A 15,050-nucleotide genomic window follows, 5' to 3' on the forward strand; every position below is an offset into this window, starting at 1 on the left:
ATGTGGATGTTGACTAGGGCCAAAACAACACAGGGAGAAGGTTATACTTTTGCACCATAACCTTCTCCTTGTTGTACTCACCCCGTCTATACTGTTGTTTTAACTAACCCCATGGAGATGTAGTCTAGACTGTTCGCCCACGTCTTCGACTTTTACCCCAAGTAGATACAGCCCCACTCGTTGACAGGCCGATAATGTCCGTTCCTTCGTAAATCCGCACATACCTGCAATCACATCCACCGGCAAATCCTCTCTCGCCTCGATGGTCTCCATTGCCACGTAAACCGCAAGTCCGTCAGCCCCGCATTTCTTTAGAATTTCCATCGCTGCGTCTTCATCAAATGCAATCATGTTAAGTGACCTCCTTCTTGTTGTGCGTCCCTAATGGGTGCCGCCTGAGGCGGAAAAATCATGGGGTGGGAATCTGCGTGTGGGGGCGAACTAAGCGGTACCGGACTAAGCGAAGCGCAGGAGGATAAGGAGCAGCCCCCATGCGTAGGAACCCCATGATAGCCTATGGGCGGCGGCACCGACTCCCCAAGCACAACAAGACATGGCAGTTACTTTTTTGCTTCTCCCAGAGGGTTATATATCTCCACTATTTTTAGGTCAGATCAGACAGCATTTACAACAACACATTTTTTCTTCCCTTATGCTCGAAGGTTTACTTCACAGATCGTGACGGTATAATATACATGTAACGTATGGTTAATTCGCACACTAAAAAAAGCCCCATCCAGCGGTAACTGGACGGGACTCTTTTAAGGGCCTTGCAACTCACCAGTTCGGGCCGTTTAGTGCTTCAACAGTCAATCCCGCTCTTGGCCAAGAGATTTAGGGGATTGGCTGTTGTCTTTTTCAGAACTGTATTCGAACCGAATTACAGGAATCCAGTGAACCAGAGTGAAAGTGACTTTGAAGCGCCGCTTCACAGACCTCACCTCCCTGTTTCGTGACGTAGCACCGACTGGTGACAACGACACGACCCAAACGGGAGTTGCGTGGCCCCACAACCAAGGAGGCGACCTGTGCGAACTGGGTATTGCTGGTGCACTCAGGTGCATAGGTCTATCTTATCACCTTCCACTCCTTGGCGTCCTCTACTTTATTTATCCTTCCTCAAATCATGCAAGTCCCGATATATTACTCACTTTTCTCTTTTGAATTCCATTTTTCGCCATCAATGCAGTTCGAGTTGCTTATTCCTCACACATCACGGATAAACCTGTCATTTTAGCCTATACCGTAATCTGACGTCAGATATATATCCCTAAAATCGTCAGGATAAAGCTTAGTTATATATTTATTGACACATGTAACGTTACTTCTTAGACTTATTTCTGACATCATCGTGAATGGAGAAGGCACTATGAATGGTCAGCGCATTGGTTATGTTCGTGTGAGTACCTTTGACCAGAACGCAGAACGGCAGTTACAGGAAGTCCAGGTGGACCGAATATTTACAGACAAAGCGTCAGGTAAGGATAGGAACCGTCCTCAACTCGATGTACTACTCGGATATGTACGTGATGGGGACACCGTAGTTGTACACAGTATGGATCGGCTTGCTCGTAACTTGGATGACCTTCGCAAGATTGTTCACGACCTGACTAAACGCGGTGTACAGGTGGAGTTTATTAAGGAACATCTGACCTTCATTGGTGACGACTCGGCCATGGCAAATCTCATGCTTTCTGTGATGGGAGCCTTCGCAGAGTTTGAACGTGCTTTGATTCGTGAGCGCCAGAGAGAAGGCATTGCGTTAGCGAAAAACCGTGGTGCATATCAAGGACGTAAGAGATCGTTGCGGCAAGACCAGGTGTTAGAATTGCGGAAACGTGCTAAGGCAGGAGAAGCTAAGGCATCCCTTGCGCGTGAGTATGGTATAAGCCGTGAGACGGTATATCAATATCTTAGAGAAGAATCGTAACTACAGTATTAATAGATAACCACATTTAGATGTTGCCTCAGGGAAAATCCCTGAGGCTTTTTGTCTCGTGCTTAAGGAGTCGGTGCCGCCTTACTGGGGCTATCACCGGCCTTTCTCAGTTCAAAGGGCCGCGCTCCTTATCCTCCTACGCTGCGCTCGTCCGGTACCGCGCTTATACCCTTCGACCTGAGCCTCTAGGCCGATGATTTTTCCGCCTCAGGCGGCACCCCCAAGGGGCGCACGAGACATAAGGGAGGAATACCTAATGATGATTCAACAACTCACCTATGCAGAAGTAAAGTTGCTTAAGGACCAGCAGAAAAAGACGAATACGCCTGTTACCAATGACGGTTACCCTATCTTCAACACTTGTACGCACACCTTTCTCGACTTGTCTCATCCTGAGGAAGACTCCACGACAGAAAATAATATGCACACTTTGTGTGTGCATCTCCCAAATGGAGATTATGTAACTTTCTGTAACATTCCATATCGTCATACCAATAACAGTGACGGTTGTGTGGATATATCTTACTACGGTCCCCGAGGAACTGAAATCATCGGTTTAAATTTGGGCGGTGCCGATCAGCGTGTGAAGGGGAATCTTTACACCATGACGTACACGAAATGAATTTCTGATAAAGGGGGTATTTACCCCCTTTTCTGGAGGAGGGTTTGGATAATGCGCTATACCCTGTATCAAGTACGTAAAGAACACCGACGCGAATATGGATTCATGAGCTTGGAGGAAAGGCAAGCCATTCTCGGAACAAAAGATATAGACCTCTCCGTGTATGGAGTTACGTATCAGAGTGATGTGGACACTGAACATCCTCATGCCGCTTTAGATTACCTGTTTCATGTCTTTAACCTGGACCACCCAGACGATTTTTGCAGTTACTCGATGTCGGTTGGGGACGTTGTACATCTTGGAGATACCTGGTGGTACTGTGACTCTTCCGGTTGGACTCCTATCCATACCTGCCGAACATGACCTAAAAAGACCCTTAGCGTTTTCTGCTTAGGGTCTTTTTCATATAACTAATGCTAACTTTTCACCTTGATAATGTTTCCACCAAGACATATACTAAATCTTAGTAAAAATCGTATTTTGTCGAAGGAAGAAGGCTATCGGATGGAGCTCATTATTGCGGAAAAGCCGGACGTTGCAAAGTCCATAGCAAAGGCCTTAAAAGCTCCTTGGAGCAACGACATCGCGGCTTACCAAAATGACCGCTACCGTATTATCAACTTGCGTGGTCACGTTCTCTCGCTCAAGGGGCTCCGGGAGTCCGATGAGCGTTTTCAGGCTGCATGGAACCATGACACTCTATCCATGTTACCTGTGTATCCTGACCTCACGCAGAGAAGCATTTTCAATGTCCCTGCCAGCACCAAAAGTCTCTTGCAAAACGCTCTAAAACACTTGCAAGACAAACGTATTCAAACCGTTATCAATGCTTGTGACGCAGAGCGCGAAGGAGAACTCATCTTCTGGGAAGTGTACCACTATGCTGGATGCACGAAACCTGTGCTTCGCTTTTGGGAGTCGGAGTATCCAGATGAAGAAGTGGTTTCCCGTGGGCTTGCAAATCTTCGTGGCGAGGATTTTTACGCTCCCCGCAAACGAGCTGCATATGCTAGGCAAGAGGCCGACTGGTTTGTAGGCATGAATCTCACTGTAGGTTACATTTCTGCTGTATCTCAGAAAGTGACTCTGGGGACAGTACAAACCCCTACCCTTGCTTTAGTGGTGGAAAGGGATCGTCTCAACGATGAATGGCAGACCGTTCCCTATGCCGAACTTCAGGCCTCTTTTAAAGGATTTACAGCTCGTTACAAGCCTGAAGCACCACACCTCGAAGGAAAGCCGCACAGTCTGTCTCCAGCTCGTGCAGACGAACTACTAAATGCGTTGAGCTCTGCAACATCTGCAACCGTTCAAAACCTAACACGGACACCAACGAAAGTGTCTCCACCGCAGCTCTTTAGTCTCACCGAGCTACAACGAGTGGCATCCCGTAAATATGGGTTTTCACCGTCAGACACCCTCGAATTGGCACAAAAACTTTACGAGGCGAAGGTACTGTCCTATCCACGTACCGACAGTAAGGTTATCGGTGACACAATGGTGGATAAGGTTACGGCGATTGCGGCGGTCCTCGGGCCACACTACGCGATCCCCTACGGGGAGCTACACATCACCAAGCGCAACACGAACAATGCTGAACTGACGGATCACCATGCTATTCTCCCGCTAAAGCCGTTGCCAAGTGGTGCCTCCGACCGTGAAAAGAAACTGTATGACCTTGTGTTACTTCGTTTCTTTCAGGCGTTTGGCGTCGATGGTAAGGACGAGAAAGGGAGAATTACACTCACTGTTCAGGATTCTATTTTCGAAGGTACTGGACGAGCTGTACTTGAACCTGGCTGGAGAGCTATCACGCGCGATGGACAAGTTGATGACGAGCCAGAATCCGAGGACTCAGAGGATGTCACAACACCTGCACTGTTTCAGGTAAAACAAGGACAAACCATCGGGTTTACAAAGCCCCTTGCTGTACTGCAGAAGAGTGTAGACCCACCACCACGCTTTACCTATGATACTCTCCTTGCGGCTATGGAGAATCTATCGAATTTCATTGAAGACAAAGACCTTCGAAAGCAGACTCGGGAGGTCAAAGGACAGTTAGGAACACCGGCAACTCGGGCGTCGCTCATTCAAATGCTTATCGACCGAGGATATCTGGAACAACAAAAGAAAAATATTGTTTCGACCGCTCTCGGAAAATCCATTATTGAACTGGTGGCCGACGACATCAAAGACTTTCGCAAACGTGCGGAAATGGAAGTGTTGCTCAATCAGTTTGACAATCCAGCGGCCATCCCTCAGTACATGGAAGGTATTCAGGATATGATTGCATCCAATCTGGCCTACTGTAAGACATTGAAACCCACTGCCTTCGAGACGGCCACGCTCGATGTGGACTGCCCGAAGTGTCACAGCGGCCAACTCACAGATCGCGGCAAGTTCCTGAAGTGTACCCAGTGCGGCAATACCCTGCCGAAAACCTTCGCAGGGCACAGCTTTACCACAAAAGACCTACAGAACCTAGCAAAAGACGGTTCTACGGCCATTCTTACGCTCAAGAGTACGAAACATAAGGGCCAAACCTACCAAGCGAGAATTACGTATCAGGATGGACGCTTATCTCTCACTTTTCCAACGCCAGATGAGTTGGCTCTGGGTGCTTGTCCTGTTTGTCATAAGGGCCACATAGTTCCATCTGGATCAAAAGTCGTCAAATGCAATCAATGTGACTTCATGCTCTGGCGTTCGGTCTACGGCAAAAACCTTACCGACAAACAACTTATCAGGCTCCTAAAGGACGGGCGCTTGCCTGAAGTGAAGGGGCTCCAATATAAAGATCACAAGTTTGATGCTGTTCTTGTCCTTGATATCGAATCCAAACGTATCCGCACAGAACGGGCGGGAAAGGGGGCACAGTGACCGTTTCTCATAAGTAGTACTCATATAACCTGATTGGAGGATCATTATGTCCACACTCAAATCTATCACAGAGAAATTTAAGACTGTATCACAAGGCTGGAAATTTGCGCTTTATTCATTCCTGGTGCTCTTGCTCTCTCCCTCTGATGCTTACGCCGCCAACACTCTTCAGGGGCAAGTAACCAATGCTGAAGCTCAGGCCACTACTGTAGGACAGTGGGCTTTTGGCATCGGCTTCGCTTTCGCCGGGATAGTGTTGTTGATGAAGTTTCTCAAAATGCACAGCAGTGAGGACGACCAAGATTATAAACAAGCTAAAAAGCAATTAAAGTGGTCTCTTTACGGTTTAATCGGTGCAGCTTCTGCTTGGGTCATCGTGACATATATCAAAACTACTTTTTATTCTGGTGCGTGATGATGGGAGGTGCCGTGAGTGCACGAACAACGAATAAAGGTACGGTACACCGTCAGTGCCATTTTGACCCTCATTATTTACGGACTTACTGCAACGGCGGCTGGAATGCTTACCGAGTTTATTCAACACTTGCGGCATCTGACCAGTCGTACCCTTTTACTTATTAAAGTACATGCTTTACATGGAGCGTATTTACTCTGGCCTTTTACTCACCAGTCCCCTATAACATGGATGGGTGTCGGAGTAACTGTTGCCTTCGCGATCTGGGACAACTGGAAGACCTATACGGTCTTCCGTAACTCCCGCAGACAGTATGAGGTTAGAGACCGATACGCTGCGTATGGAACAAGTCGTTGGCAAACTAGGGACGAGGCAAAAACATTCTACGAACGCGACAACAAAGGTTATTTGCTCGGTGACTGGAGTCGTACTGCTTATGCACCATTACCCGATGCTGCCTTTGATGACCCGAGATCCGGAAGTTATGATGTTCATCCATGGACGAGTGACCTCAATCACCAGTACATCGTCTTTGGCCCCCCAGGTTCCGACAAGACGACAGGGTTCATATTACCGAACATTTTCCACGCTGCTCAACAGGGTATCTCTATGGTTGTTACAGACCCTAAGGGAGAGTTATACGACCTTACTGCCAGTTATCTTCGAGAGCGTAACTATCGAGTTGTCGTACTTGATTACATTCATTTTCGTTATGGTGCAAGACTGAATCTCTTGAATTACGTTTACGACGAAGCGCAATACGCGGAAATTGCATCTATGTACCTGGAGTCCACACGTAATGAAGGTGACAAGAAAGACTTCTGGGAAGGCAAAGCACAAGAACTCTTTACATCACTCATTGGCTTTGTGAAACAGGCCTTCGGTGACGCGGGTACCCTTACAGACGTGTACCGCCTCATTCCTATGATTACCGATCCAGACTCTCTACTGAATTTGTACAACAAACATGGTGTAGGTGGTGCGGCGAAGGACCTTTTGCGGAGTATTCTTGCCATGGCTAAAAGTGAAAACACGCTCGGAAACATAGCGGGTACGCTAAGTGAAAAATTACAGCTTTTTACCTTGTCTAATGTTCGCGCCCAGACCAGCACAAGCGACTTTGAACTGGATACCATCGGCGATGTGCCTACTATCGTTTACGTGTGGATGAGCGACAGCCAAAACACATACGCTCCACTTGTGACGGCATTCTGGACGGTCTTCTTTAACGCCTTGTATGAACGGGCTAGAAAGAATGGTCACAAACTCCCGATCCCCGTCCTCCCCCTCATCGACGAGATGGGTAACATCGGGAAGATTGCAGGCTTTTTGACAAAGCTTACTACGATGCGTAGCCGTCGTATTTATCCCATGATGATTTGGCACAGTCTGCCTCAAATCAAACTCGTTTACGGTGAAAAATATGCGGAGGCCATGCTTGGGGCGTGTGATACCAAAATTGTACTTGGTTGTGGTGACCTCGAAACTGCGGAATATATGAGCAAGATGATCGGAGACACGACCATTGAAACACAAAGTAAACGTGGTTCTAGGACCGTCACGGCAGAGCCACAAAATACAACACAACAGTATGCCATGCGCCGGTTGATGCAAGCTCCTGAGATTATGCGACTGAGTCCTACAGATGTCCTTGTGTGGCAACGGAAACGTCATCCGCTCATCCTTAAAAAGGTGAAGTATCGGTATTGGGAGGAATCCATTTGCCCGACTGCTTCTCTTGATGAATTGCCTCAGTACAGTCTTGATGAAACCAATATCTCTCATGTCCCTGAACTGCCCCTTCATCCGGAAACGGAGGAGACGGTGAACACTGAGCATGAACTTTTGTCCGAAGACGCTGGTGAACTTCTTGACGATTCTCTTGAGGAGCTGGATGAACCTATAGCCGTGCCTGTCAATACCGGAGTGGCCAATGCAGAGGCTTTCTGGGAGGAGGAACACGAATGACACAGTGGATCGTAAACGGATTTCAAACACTGGTGGCGGACATTGTAAACGGGATTATGCAGGTCATCTTTGGAGTCATCAACTCTGTTGAAGTGACTCCCTATCACCCTAATCAATTGCCAGGTTTTCTGCCACTGCTCGTCGCAATTCAATCCATTGCCTCAGCCTGGTTGGTAGCTGTTTTTCTCAAAGAATGGCTCATTAACGAATTTGAGAGTCTGGCCGATACTGGCGTAAATCCTCTCGCCTACGTGAAGAACACGATTATCTCCGGAGTGCTCATTTGGGTTGCTCCAGACATTGTGACCGAAATTATTTTGCCACTTGCGGGTACTGTGCAAAACCTTGTTTCTGCTCATGGAAGTATCGGGTCTCCGTCTACGATGACGTATGACATGCAACACAGTCTCGTTCTCGACGCGGGAGCTTCAGCGGGTGTTGCTGCGGGCTCTATGTTGATAAGGGCGTTTCCTGAACTCGACTTCTGGGCATCGTTTCTCTTGATTGCTGCCTTTCTCGTGATTGTGTGTATTGTCGGCATTCAATCCGGTAAGAGATGGATGGAAATTTTTGCACTTATTCTTATTGGGCCTGTCCTTGCACTTTCCAAGGCACAGTTTGGAGGCCTTTGGGACCAGTGGCTTCGTCAAACGCTTACCGCTGCCTTTTCGCAAGTGGTGCAGTACTTTTCACTCGCTCTCTCTTTCAACATCTTTTTAAACGGTACGTCTGCCCAAGCGGTTAACGGTGCGGCCCTGACACCTCAGGCGCATGTAGTTCTATCCATCGGGGCTGCCATTTTTGCTGTAACCGGACCTGGTTTCCTTCGCAATTTGCTGCTAGGAGCCAACGGCGGGGCAGGACTTAGAGCTGTACAGGGAATAGCGAGTACAGCCTTTAAGGCGGTCGCATGATAAAGGAGGCTGTTCAAGGATGGATAGACCTGTTTACCGGATTCCTAAGAATGTTGAAACGCGGCTCACTTTTGGAGGCATGGATTGGCGTGGTTGGCTGGTAATCGCCATTGGCGCCTTGGTTGGTATCATGCAATTCCTGCTATGGAAACCACATACTCTAAATGGCTTGCTCTTTAGTCTTGGACGTTTGGCACTTTGTATCGGTATACCCTATCTATTCGCCCAGGACCCCAAGCTCGTCGGCATTTTACGCAATCTCCAGTACCACCGCAAAAACAAAAGCTTGCTTAGATGGGAGAGTGACCCCAATGCCATCCTTGCTTTTCTCCAAAAAGACAAAGACAACCGATAATCGCAAGGCATCCAATACAATGCTGTCAAGTCTCAATATTGCAGAAGTCGGAGAAGGATATATTCGCCGCAAAGACGGGAAATACGTTGCTCAGTTTGCTGTTACGCCAATCAACATGCAATTGCTTACTTCGGAGGAAGCGGACAACACCGTGCAGGCGGTTCGTGAGGCCTGTAATACCGTCCCTGGCAGAATGCAGATTCTCGTCTCCAGCGAACGTTTAAATCTGGAGGACTATTTAACCTATCTACAAGCGTTTGCTGATGCTGCTTTGGACCCTGGTCAACTCGAACGTCTAGAGTCAATGATTGAATACATTAAGTCACGCTCGATTCATAGTGAAAAAGTACTCAAGTTCTATCTCATGGTGGAAAGCCAGTTTGATAAACAAGACCATGCTATTCGAGAACTCATGACCACAGAAAAAATGCTCAAGGACGTGCTTAGTTCACAAAGCATTTTCCTAACCCGTTTGAACGAGGCGCAATCCCTTGCACTGCTTTATCAAAAACTGAACCCGACTACTGCGCTCTTGGAAGCACCACAGAGAGGCATGACGCTCCTTGATATATTGCCGTCCGTGATTGATACTCGCAGCTCCCCCAACTACTACATGGTGGACGATACGTATTTTAAGAGTCTCACTATATCGAGCTTTCCAACGCATCAATACCAGGCGTCTTGGCTGACCCCTATATTTGAACTTCCGATTGACCTTGATGTCTCCATTGCACTTGTCCCAACGGACAAAGAAAAGGTATTGGACAGTATCAATAAGTCACTTCGTGCTATCCGTTTGACATCCGAGGATGCCAAGAAAAAGGACCCACGGCAACACAAACAGCTTCAGCGCGAAGAAGAGGACGCCGATCATTTGCTGGATCTCATGGGCAACGATAACGAGTCTCTGTTTGAGGCCACCATTGTGCTTACTATCCGTAGTGCCTCTCTGGAAGACCTACATCATCATGAGCGTACGCTTCGCACTCGTGTAGCCGGTCGTAAAATGCGGACTAGGCCGCTTAAATACTGGGCCTTGCAACCTCTGTTGTACACCCTGCCTATCTGTTATCAGGGTGAACTTGAAAAACATGTGAAGTACAACATGCCGGCAGAGACAATTGGGTCCATGCAACCCTTTAACAGCTCTGTGCTTGCTGGAGATGATGGTATCGTCTACGGCATCAATGAACAGTCGCATGATCTCATTATTGTGGATAACAAAACCCGCACGAAGTATCCTCATCGTGTTGTGCTTGGAACCACTGGAGCTCGTAAGTCGACGTGGATGTTTGGGGATATTCACCGCGTTCTTGACCAGAATACCGGTGGCCAAAGAACGGTGATTGACTTTGATGTCGAACGTGAACGTGGAAAAATTCGAGGAAACCATGTCATCTTCGGCTTGAATCGAAAGACGTGTATTAATCCCTTTCATATCCGCAGTACGGTTATCGATACCGACAATGATCATAGCGAAGACTCGAACCGACCAGGCGAGTACTTGCGTGTCAAATGCGACCGAACACTGCCTTTCTTCCGTTGGATCTATCCGGCCCTGAATGAAGTCGACACGGCTGCCATTCTACAAGCGGAAATCGATGTGTACCGTAACCATGGACTGACTTTCGAGTCCGAAACTTTGCCTCCTGAAGGCCCACACCAGTACCCTACCTTGAGTGAGTTTGTAGAGGTTTTAAAAACAAAACTGAACAATGATGCTTTTCTCACTGCACTTAGTGCTTTTCATAGCGACGGGATTTATGCCAGGATGTTCGACGGTCAAACCAACTGGGGCTTTGTGGACGAATATGGAGTGCCTTATCCTTACACGAGGTTTGACATCCATGAGTTTTCCGAGAACAAGCAAGTGCAAGCAGCCATCATGGACCCATTGCTTAATGATACTTGGGAGTTTATCAAGACAGATCGCAAGATGGAAAACTATCTCTATGTTGACGAAGCTCATGTTCTTTCAGATCCAGAGAATCCACACACGCTCCAATTTCTGTTTACGATGTCCAAACGTGGCCGCAAGTACGGAGTATATCTGACCACGGCCACACAGAACACCAATGATTTCTTACGAACGAAACCTGGTGCTAGTGTTGCTCCCGGACAAGCCATTTTGAGCAACAGCCAAATCAAACTCTTGCTTAACATGGACGAAAAGGAGATTCGACAAATCTCCGAGTTTGTACCCTTGTCCGAAAAGGAGCAGAAGATCCTTTATAAGGCCGAACCGGGACACGGAATACTCTTGGTAGGTCCACAACATGCACAGATGGAAATATTCCTCACTCCTGCCGAAATGAAGTTGTTCAATCCGGACCTATACCGGCAAATCTACCTCGTGGAGGCGTAGACCATGCCGAGTCTCAAAGTTATGGGAGGCATCGTTGCGGCAAGCATTGCGGCTCTATTCGTTCCAATGTTTGCCGTGGTGGCCGGTCTCGTCCCTTCCGGTAATACGAATTTGCAGGCGCTTTATCAAAAGGAAGCTGCTCAGGATAGTTACGATCCACTCACGAAGCGCTCTTATCTGAATTGGGCAGATGTCTATATGTATGACTATATTCAATATCACAACAACTTCAGCAAGGTGACTCCTGCCAGCATCCACGCCACGGATCGCTTGTTTATCTATTACATAACGGAGAAGAGGAAAGTACCTGTGCACAATCCGAAAACAGGTAAGATCATCAGGTATGCGACAGTGACTTATCACGAACCTCGCGCGTACTCCTTATTGGATGTGATGAATAAGCACGGGTATTCCACAAAGGACTATGATATGGCATTATCTATCGAACAAGACCTTATCGGTTCTGGGGGGAATATGCCGGTTGGCGACGTTACCGTTCCGGAGCTTCGGTACAAGGCGGTTAACCCAGTACAACTCTATAACTACGTCCATGCACGCCAAAGCTTGTTTACTTTACAAGATATGCAAAACCTCGAACTTGCCGCAAAGACATATGATGTAAACCCTGTACTCCTTCTGGCCATTACGGGACAGGAGTGTAGCTTTGACCCTGTATGGATTGACCATGCCGCAGAACGCCACAACAACCCGTGGGACGTATTTCACAGTTATGCGGATTACAACACAACCTTTTCTGATTCGGCCAACATAGCAGCTAATACATTACGGCATAAACTTTCGACACCCCCTCCTCCAGGTGAGGATGCCATTCAGTGGTGTAACGACCCATCCAACCCTTGGGGAGCTTACGCACAGGACAGTCAGTGGGCGTACGGCGTTGAAGACATCTTCGCAAACATCGAGGCTTACATTGGAACACCCCTCACCCCATCCTCTTTGAATTGATCTTAAAGCCGCCAAGAGAGCGGCTTTTTTATTCCCCGTTCTCAAATCCACCCCAAAATACAATAGTACTATATTGTATCATATAGTTGATAACAGTATTATATAGTGGTATTATAGTTTTATATCAATTATAGGTAGGAGGTACGGTATGACACTGCGTTTCACGGATGAGCAACTACAATATCTGTCTCGTAATTTCGCAAATCAAGACTGGGCAATTGTGTATTTATTAACACACGATGAAGATGGAAATCCAATTGATTTCGATGCTCTCCAGGGCATGATCATGAGAGAAATTCATGAGGGTCTAACAATGACCTTTGAGTCTTTCAGATATCGGATTGCGCGTTTGGAAGGTGCTGGTGCCGTAGACATGGTTACGGGCGTTCGTGACGGACGAAGCAAATTGGTTCGGATCACTCCAGAAGGTTACCGAATGTATCAACTTCATGAGGGAGGTAACTAAGCATGTTGCGAATGGCTTTTGTTGGACTCGGACAATACGGCGGTCGGCAAGTAGACTCCTTCCTTGCTCTTGATAGTACTCATTATTCCGGAATGGCTGTTAATACCGCTGATAATGACCTTGCAGGTCTCCAGCATGTATTAAAGGGTAATCAGTTCCATTTAACAGGAACTAACGGTGCAGGAAGAACCCCACAAATTGCCTATGACGCTTTTCTTAATCACGCGGCCGATTTTTTCGAGATGGTCCAACGTGTGACCACCGGTGCGGATCAGGTGTGGTTGGTTGCCGGTCTCGGCGGCGGAACGGGTACTGGAGGGCTCCTACTGCTCCTTGAACACATGGATGGACTATTTGCAAATCCTCCAGGTCTTATTATTACGGTTCCCCGTGCGTCCGATGGAGCGGTACAGACCATGAACGCATTGCCTGTCATCCAGAAAATGCAAGATGCCATTGATCATGGGTTGTTGGGGAGTGTCCTTATCCTTGATAACGACAAATTCTACAAAGAGTTTGCCGACCAAAAACGTGCTGGTGATTGGCGTAACCTTTCCAACGAATTTGTAGCCTCTACTCTGCATGAACTCAATTTACTCAGTGGACAAGCTGGTATTGCAAACTTTGACCGTGAAGACTTTCGTAAGGTACTCTCCGTACCTGGATGTTTGGCGGTTGCTTCTGTGGCTCTGGCGCAGGATCTCGCTTATACGAGTGTTGCCAAACAAATCGAAACCAGTTTGACGAAGGGCTTTTTGAGTGATGGTTACCGCTTGCAGGAATCGAAAGTTTACGGAGCTTGCTTTACGGTGAGTGAGAAGGGACGCACTGCATTGCTGAAGGCCGAGTCTCAACGACATATTGAAAATCAGTTGATGAGTTTGTTCCCGAACTCCTACGACCGCTATATGGCAATTTACGAGGGTGACGAGAATAAGGTAATGACGGTTGTTGGTGGCCTTGGTTTTCCTGCTCGGGTACTGGATCTTCCAAAGCTCCTTGATTCTTTCAAAATGGCTGAAGTGCAACGTTTCGACTCAACTGTTCAGGCTGGTTTGGGTGGGCTTTCTTCTTTGCTTCGGCCAACTCAGGCACCAAAGGCGGCTGCGAACAAGGATAATCCTTTTCTTCGGAAAAATGCACCTACGCAACCGAAGGCAAATTCGAACCCCTTCCTCAAGAAATAAATGGACACTCATCGAGGCCGTGGAGACTGATATTCGAGTTAAGTACCTACTCGAGTATCGTCTCCCTACTCAGCAGAAGATGCTTTGATGAAGCTCTGCTACTATCCCGAAGGGGGCTCGTGCTTGCCGCCTAACTTGCTGGACCCCCTTGCAGTAGAGCTTCATGAGCGCAACTTCCAATACCGACCGGAGACTCCAGTCATTTGACTGGAGTTTTCTATGTCTCTTGCTTAAGGAGTCGGTGCCACCTTACTGAGGCTATCACCGGCCTTTCTCAGTTCAAAGGGCCGCGCTCCTTATCCTCCTACGCTGCGCTCGTCCGGTACCGCGCTTATACCCTTCGACCTGAGCCTCTAGGCCGATGATTTTTCCGCCTCAGGCGGCACCCTCCAAGGGGCGCACGAGACATAAGGGAGGATGATAAGCATGGAACTATGGACACAGGAAATTGCAGCTCAAACACCAGCTCTTTATGCTACGGAGGACGTAAACCTAGCGAATAAACAAATCACTGCCAAGTTTTTTGCTCTCGGTAGTGGGCTAACCTGGTATGTTGCTGAAGCAGAAACACAGGCAGATGGAGATGTGCTCTTTTTTGGATACGTTGACCACGGTGGGGATGCCTTTCTTAGTGAATGGGGTTACTTCACACTAAACGAATTAACCGCGCTGCAATGGTGGGGTATTCCACGAGTGGAGAGAGACCTACACTTTCATGCAAAGCCGTTTTACCAGATTGCACATAGGTGAACGTTATGACCGCAAGCCCACCACGGTGGGCTTTTCGTATTTGGGGTCCCGCCAGCAAAATGACGTAAAACCCACGCTAAGACAATTTGTGGAACGAAAAATGTGGAATTTCTTACGCTAAGACACAAATGGAAACGGTCTAACCTTTTTGTGAAAGTGGATACGATACAGCAAATGTCACCGTTTCAACTTGTGCCATTTTCTCAACGCAATGATCCCCCAA

At 47.7% G+C, this 15,050-nt stretch carries 14 protein-coding genes; 13 read left to right on the top strand and 1 reads right to left on the bottom strand.

Annotated elements, in window-relative coordinates:
• Nucleotides 1-99 precede the first annotated feature (99 nt).
• Nucleotides 100-351 carry a hypothetical protein gene (locus tag AN477_RS16340; RefSeq protein ID WP_054970245.1) on the bottom strand — a complete coding sequence of 84 codons (252 nt, stop codon included), beginning with the start codon at nt 349-351 and terminating at the stop codon, nt 100-102.
• Nucleotides 352-1,369: 1,018 nt separating this feature from the next.
• On the opposite strand from AN477_RS16340, the gene AN477_RS16345 reads away from it, so the two are divergent.
• The 13 genes from AN477_RS16345 to AN477_RS16405 all read left to right on the top strand — a co-directional run bounded on the left by AN477_RS16345 (nt 1,370) and on the right by AN477_RS16405 (nt 14,827).
• Entirely contained in the window at nt 1,370-1,930 is a 561-nt protein-coding gene (locus AN477_RS16345) for a recombinase family protein (protein ID WP_054970246.1), read from the top strand.
• Between the two features lie 265 nt (nt 1,931-2,195).
• Nucleotides 2,196-2,561: a hypothetical protein gene (locus AN477_RS16350; protein ID WP_054970247.1), complete on the top strand. Its 366-nt coding sequence runs from the start codon at nt 2,196-2,198 to the stop codon at nt 2,559-2,561.
• Nucleotides 2,562-2,612: 51 nt separating this feature from the next.
• On the top strand, nt 2,613-2,924 hold the full coding sequence (locus AN477_RS16355) for a YodL domain-containing protein (protein ID WP_054970248.1): 312 nt from the start codon (nt 2,613-2,615) through the stop codon (nt 2,922-2,924).
• Between the two features lie 141 nt (nt 2,925-3,065).
• Entirely contained in the window at nt 3,066-5,441 is a 2,376-nt protein-coding gene (locus AN477_RS16360; RefSeq protein WP_054970249.1) for a type IA DNA topoisomerase, read from the top strand.
• 46 nt (nt 5,442-5,487) lie between these two features.
• Nucleotides 5,488-5,856 (top strand): pilin, encoded by a 369-nt coding sequence (locus tag AN477_RS16365; protein ID WP_054970250.1) that lies wholly within the window; start codon nt 5,488-5,490, stop codon nt 5,854-5,856.
• Nucleotides 5,857-5,874: 18 nt separating this feature from the next.
• Nucleotides 5,875-7,824 carry a VirD4-like conjugal transfer protein, CD1115 family gene (locus tag AN477_RS16370; protein ID WP_054970251.1) on the top strand — a complete coding sequence of 650 codons (1,950 nt, stop codon included), beginning with the start codon at nt 5,875-5,877 and terminating at the stop codon, nt 7,822-7,824.
• Nucleotides 7,821-8,738, top strand: coding sequence for a conjugal transfer protein TrbL family protein (locus AN477_RS16375; protein WP_054970252.1), 918 nt, complete (start codon nt 7,821-7,823; stop codon nt 8,736-8,738). Before AN477_RS16370 ends, AN477_RS16375 begins: the two co-directional genes overlap by 4 nt.
• 19 nt (nt 8,739-8,757) lie before the next feature.
• Nucleotides 8,758-9,093 (top strand): hypothetical protein, encoded by a 336-nt coding sequence (locus AN477_RS16380; protein WP_054970253.1) that lies wholly within the window; start codon nt 8,758-8,760, stop codon nt 9,091-9,093.
• A complete protein-coding gene (locus AN477_RS16385) occupies nt 9,050-11,458 on the top strand; it encodes a VirB4 family type IV secretion system protein (protein WP_054970254.1) in 2,409 nt (802 codons plus the stop codon). The genes AN477_RS16380 and AN477_RS16385 overlap by 44 nt, the downstream gene beginning before the upstream one ends.
• 3 nt (nt 11,459-11,461) lie before the next feature.
• Nucleotides 11,462-12,424: a hypothetical protein gene (locus AN477_RS16390; protein ID WP_054970255.1), complete on the top strand. Its 963-nt coding sequence runs from the start codon at nt 11,462-11,464 to the stop codon at nt 12,422-12,424.
• Nucleotides 12,425-12,572: 148 nt separating this feature from the next.
• Nucleotides 12,573-12,890 carry a helix-turn-helix domain-containing protein gene (locus AN477_RS16395; RefSeq protein ID WP_054970256.1) on the top strand — a complete coding sequence of 106 codons (318 nt, stop codon included), beginning with the start codon at nt 12,573-12,575 and terminating at the stop codon, nt 12,888-12,890.
• Nucleotides 12,891-12,892: 2 nt separating this feature from the next.
• Complete coding sequence (locus AN477_RS16400) at nt 12,893-14,077, top strand: FtsZ/tubulin family protein (protein WP_054970257.1); 1,185 nt, start codon at nt 12,893-12,895, stop codon at nt 14,075-14,077.
• Between the two features lie 426 nt (nt 14,078-14,503).
• On the top strand, nt 14,504-14,827 hold the full coding sequence (locus AN477_RS16405; protein WP_054970258.1) for a DUF2958 domain-containing protein: 324 nt from the start codon (nt 14,504-14,506) through the stop codon (nt 14,825-14,827).
• Nucleotides 14,828-15,050: the final 223 nt, after the last annotated feature.

It is taken from the genome of Paenalicyclobacillus ferrooxydans, from assembly GCF_001399675.1.
Taxonomy (GTDB): domain Bacteria; phylum Bacillota; class Bacilli; order Alicyclobacillales; family Alicyclobacillaceae; genus Alicyclobacillus_B; species Alicyclobacillus_B ferrooxydans.